The sequence below is a fragment of the Mesorhizobium sp. M7A.F.Ca.AU.001.01.1.1 genome, from assembly GCF_004022735.1.
GTDB lineage: Bacteria > Pseudomonadota > Alphaproteobacteria > Rhizobiales > Rhizobiaceae > Mesorhizobium > Mesorhizobium ciceri.
In genome coordinates, this window is the sequence record NZ_RZPF01000484.1 from 1 (window position 1) to 5,196 (window position 5,196).

4 protein-coding genes are annotated in these 5,196 nt (G+C 63.8%); all 4 read right to left on the reverse strand.

Annotation, left to right across the window (positions count from 1 at the left end; all coding sequences use genetic code 11):
- The coding region (pgk, locus tag EN884_RS25000; RefSeq protein WP_128360786.1) for a phosphoglycerate kinase at window positions 1-720 on the reverse strand (720 nt) is incomplete at its 3' end.
- A gap of 145 nt (window positions 721-865) precedes the next feature.
- Entirely contained in the window at window positions 866-2,755 is a 1,890-nt protein-coding gene (locus EN884_RS25005; RefSeq protein WP_128360787.1) for a potassium/proton antiporter, read from the reverse strand.
- Between the two features lie 218 nt (window positions 2,756-2,973).
- The gene (gene gap / locus EN884_RS25010; protein WP_013529249.1) at window positions 2,974-3,984 is read right to left on the reverse strand and encodes a type I glyceraldehyde-3-phosphate dehydrogenase; all 1,011 of its coding nucleotides are present in this window, start codon (window positions 3,982-3,984) and stop codon (window positions 2,974-2,976) included.
- A 158-nt stretch (window positions 3,985-4,142) separates the two neighbouring features.
- Window positions 4,143-5,196 (reverse strand): transketolase C-terminal domain-containing protein (locus tag EN884_RS25015; protein ID WP_281034843.1); only part of this gene is annotated, 1,054 nt, incomplete at its 5' end.

Below are 5,196 nucleotides of genomic sequence, written 5' to 3' on the forward strand. Positions count from 1 at the left end.
GCACAGCGATTTGCCGACATCGGTGCCGCGCGCGGCGAGGAAGGTGTTGGCCATGCCGCCGCCGATGACCAGCGCGTCGACCTTCTTCACCAAGTTCATCAACAGATCGATCTTGGTCGAGACCTTGGCGCCGCCGACAATGGCGACGACCGGACGAACCGGTTTTCCCAAGCCCTTCTCCAGCGCCTCAAGCTCGGCTTGCATGGTGCGGCCGGCAAAAGCCGGCAACAGATGCGCCAGCCCCTCGGTCGAAGAATGCGCGCGGTGCGCGGCCGAGAAGGCGTCGTTGACGAAGATATCGCCATTGGCGGCGAGTTTTTCGGTGAAGGCCGGGTCATTCTTTTCTTCGGCCTTGTAGAAGCGAGTGTTTTCGAGCAGCAGCACGTCGCCCTTGTTCATGGCGGCGACAGCGCTTCCGGCCGTGTCGCCGACGCAATCCGAGGCGAAACCGACGGGGCGGCCGAGCACTTCTGCCGTGGCTTTGGCGATCGGCTCCAGCGAGAATTCGGGCGAAGGCCCATCCTTGGGTCGGCCGAAATGGGCGAGCAGGATGACCTTGGCGCCCTTGGCCGATAGCTCGGCGATGGTCGGTGCGATGCGTTCGATGCGGGTGGCGTCGGTGACTTTGCCCTCAGTGACAGGCACGTTGAGGTCGACGCGCACCAGCACGCGCTTGCCGCTGATGTTGCCGATATCGTCGAGTGTCTTGAAGGCGGCCATGCGGGTTCCTTTCGCGAAAAACCGGGGGACCATACCCCGCATCGGCGACGATGCAAGGCTTAGGGCGCGCTCGAACCGAAATTTTGAAGTGGGCACGATCTTGCACTGGCGGGCGGATGAATGGCTCCGCTCAATAGCGGGTTTGTCAGCTTTCGGTTGCTGCCTTTTCCGGCGCTGGCTCTGGGGCCGGTTTCTCGTCCGCCCGCGCCTCGTCCGCCTGCGCCTCGGTCGGCTTGCGCCAATTGCGGATGAAGGCGGAAAGACGGTCGCCGATTTCTCCGGCGCTGAGGAAGACCGGCACCCGCGCCACCGGCGCGGTCGGCTCGAACGACAGGCCGAGGCCTATGATCTTCCCCTTGTCGTCGACGTCGCGGACGATCAGTTCTATCGGGCCGAGCAGGACGCGGTCGGCATATTCGGCATGGCCGCCGAGCCGCGCCGTGACCAGCGCTCCAACGGTGAGCTTTTGCTCCGCTTCGGTCAGGCCCGGCGTATAGGCTGCTTCCAGTTCGGCGGCGGGGCGCGCTGGATCGACGGCGAAGGCGCCGAAGAAATCGGCATCTTCGGGATCGACCACGGCACGGCTGGCGAACAGCTTGTCGAGCAGGCGCGGATAGCGATCCGGGACGAAAATGTAGACCTGGTCGCCGGCGGCGAGCCGGCCCATGTCCTGGAAGCGCATCGAACGGCCGTCACGCAGCACCAGCGAGGGTCGCGCCCAGCGTGGGATGCGCTCGCCGCGCGCCACCGGGCTGCCGGGTGCGACGCGATAGGCGAGAAGCTCGTGATGGGCCGAACCCGGCAATTCCAGCTCGACCTTGTCCAGCGGTCCGAGCCGCGCCGGCACGATCAAACCGAGGCGGCGCGCCAGCGGTCCGACCGTCCAGCCCTGGATGACCAGCGAAACCAGAACGATGATGAAGGCGGTGTTGAAGATGACACGGCCATTTTCCAGCCCGCCGAGCAGCGGGGTGATGGCGAGCAGGATCGACACCGCGCCGCGCAGGCCGACCCACGAGACAAAGGCGACTTCGGGGCGCGGCATGCGGAACGGGATCAGGCAGAGCCAGACGGCGACCGGCCGCGCCACGAACATCAGGAACAGGCCGAGCAGCACCGCCGGCACCATGATCGCCGGGAATTGCGAGGGCGTCGCGAACAGGCCGAGGATGAGGAACATGATGATCTGTGCCAGCCATGACATGCCGTCCTGGAAGCGCTTGAGGATGGTGACGGCGCGGATATCGGAATTGCCCGAGATGAGGCCGGCGATATAGACCGCCAGGAAGCCAGAGCCGCCAATGGCGCCGGCGGCGGCAAAGACCATCAACGACAAGGTCAGCACGAAGATCGGCAGCAGGCCATGGTCGAGATTGAGCCGGTCGACGAGACGCACGATGGCGAGGCCGCCGAGCACGCCGACGACAGCGCCAAGGCCCATGTTGAGGAGGAAGCCGAGGAAAAGGCTGGTGACCAGGACGTTGGTCTCGGGATTGGCATGAGCGGCGATGATCTCGACCAGCGTGATGGTCAGGAAGATGGCGATGGGGTCATTGGTGCCGGATTCCACCTCGAGCGTTGAGTGCACCTGTTCGCGCAGATTGATCTCGCCGGCACGCAGCAGGAAGAACACGGCGGCCGCATCGGTGGAGGCGACGGCGGCGCCGAGCAGGAAGGATTCCAGCCAGGTGAGGTCGAGCAGATAGTGGGCGGCGGCGCCGAACAGGCCGGTGGTCAGAATTACGCCGAAGGTCGCCAGCGACAACGCCGGGCCGGCTGCCTGCCGCAAGGCGTTGAGCGGCGTGCCGAAGCCGGAATCGAACAGGATGACGGCCAGCGCCAGTGAGCCGGCAAAATAGGCGATGCGGGCATTGTCGAACTGGATGCCGAGACCGTCGGTGCCGGTGGCGAGGCCAATGCAGAGGAACAGGAGCAGAAGAGGGGCGCCGAAGCGGAAGGCGATCAGGCTCGAAAACGCGGCGGCGACGACAAGCGCTGTGCCGACCAGCGTGACGAGATAGATCGCATGCTCCATCCTGAAATCAGCCCCTCAAATTTGTCTGTCTCCTGCTTTGCGAGAGAGTGGGGCGAAGACGTGACCAGTGCAAGGCGGCAGGGTGGCTTTTTGGTCTATGCCGCTGATTTTCGGATGTTTTGGCGCCCGGGACACAATTTGGGAAGGCGCAAGCTGCGCTCATGAAAAACGCCCGGGCAAAGCCGGGCGTTCCAAGTCTCGAAAAGAGGGCTTTGTGATCAGGCGATGGTCTTGCCGAAGGCGACCGATGTGTCGCCCATGCGGTTGGAGAAACCCCATTCATTGTCGTACCAGGAGAGCACCGATACGAAATTGCCGTCCATCACCTTGGTCTGGTCGAGCGCCATGATCGAGGAGCGCGGATCGTGGTTGAAGTCGATCGACACGTTCGGGTGATGGGTGACGCCGAGAATGCCCTTGAGCTTGCCGTTGGAGGCGGCGATCACCGCTTCGTTGATCTCCTGCACCGTGGTCGACCGCTTGGCGATGAACTTGAAATCGACGACCGAGACGTTCGGGGTCGGCACGCGGATCGAGATGCCGTCGAGCTTGCCCTTGAGGTCGGGCAGCACCAAGCCGATCGCCTTGGCGGCACCGGTCGAGGTCGGGATCTGCGACAGCGCCGCGGCGCGGGCGCGGTAGAGATCCTTGTGCATGGTGTCCAGCGTCGGCTGGTCGCCGGTGTAGGAGTGGATCGTCGTCATCATGCCTTTTTCGATGCCGACCGTTTCGTGCAGCACGGCTGCCAGCGGCGCCAGGCAGTTGGTGGTGCACGAGGCATTCGAGATGACGATATGATCCTTGGTCAACTGGTCGTGGTTGATGCCGTAGACCACGGTGAGGTCGGCGCCTTCGGCAGGGGCCGAAACGATGACGCGCTTGGCGCCGGCGGTCAGGTGTGCCGCTGCCTTGTCGCGGGCGGTGAAGATGCCGGTGCATTCGAGCGCGATGTCGATGCCGAGTTCCTTCCACGGCAACTGCGTCGGATCCTTGATCGCGGTGACCTTGAACGTCTCCTTGCCGACGGTGATCTGGTCGCCGGATACCGAGACTTCATGCGGGAAGCGGCCGTGCACGCTGTCATAGCGCAAGAGGTGCGCATTGGTCTCGACTGGGCCGAGGTCGTTGACGGCGACGACGTCGATGTCCTTGCGGCCGGATTCATGGATAGCGCGCAGGATGTTGCGGCCGATGCGGCCAAATCCGTTGATGGCAACTCTGACGGTCATAATTCTCTCCCTGGGAGTTGGAGGGCGGACGAGGGGTCTGCAGTTTCATAGCGGCGGAAGCAGAAAGAATCCAGCCGCACTGGCGTGGATTTAAATCGATTAAGTTGAGCCAGCCCGGCGAAGCCGTTTTCGCGGTTTCGCCGAACTGGCCCAGAATCTTACTTGGCGTGCAGGCGGGCTTCCGCCGCCTTGGCCGCGGCCTCGGCGGTAATGCCGAAATGCGGATAGAGTTGCTCGATCGTGCCCGACGCGCCGAAGCGGGTCATGCCGACGAAGATGCCGTCTGAGCCGATCAGATGATCCCATCCCTGGCGGATGCCGGCTTCGATCGCCATCTTGATCGGCGCATTGCCGATCGTCTTCTTGCGGTAGTCGTCGCTCTGCTGGTCGAACAGTTCGAAGCAGGGAACCGAGACGACGCGGGTCGGATGGCCGTGCTTTTCCAACAGCTCGCGCGCGCCAAGTGCGATCTCGACCTCGGAGCCGGTGGCGAAGATCGTTATCGCCGCCTCGCCGCTGGCGGCGGCCAGCTCATAGGCTCCCTGGCTGCTGAGGTTCTTGGCCGTGAATTCGGTGCGCACCGTCGGCAGGTTCTGGCGGGTCAGCGCCAAGGTCGACGGCGTCTTTTCCGACTCCAGGGCGATCTGCCAGCATTCCGCGGTTTCGACCGCGTCGGCCGGGCGGAAGACATTGTGGTTGGGGATCGCGCGCAATGCCGCCAGATGCTCGACCGGCTGGTGGGTCGGGCCGTCTTCGCCCAGACCGATGGAATCATGGGTCATGACGAAGATCGAGCGGATGCCCATCAGCGAAGCCAGACGCATTGACGGGCGGGCATAATCGGAGAAGCACAGGAAGGTGCCGCCATAGGCGATGAGGCCGCCATGCAGCGTCAAGCCATTGATGGCGGCCGCCATGCCATGTTCGCGAATGCCGTAGTGGACATAACGCTGGCCGTAATCGTCGGGCGTAATGTTCTTGGTCTGGCTGGTCTTGGTGTTGTTGGAGCCGGTCAGGTCGGCGGAGCCGCTTATGGTTTCCGGCACGGCGCCGTTGATGACCTCCAGCGCCATTTCCGAGGATTTGCGGGTGGCGACCTTCGGCTTGTCGGCCGACAGCTTCTTCTTGTAGTCGGCGATGACGGCGTCGAAATTCGACGGCAGCTTGCCGGCGAGGCGGCGTTCGAACTCGGCCTTCAACTTGGGCTCGGCC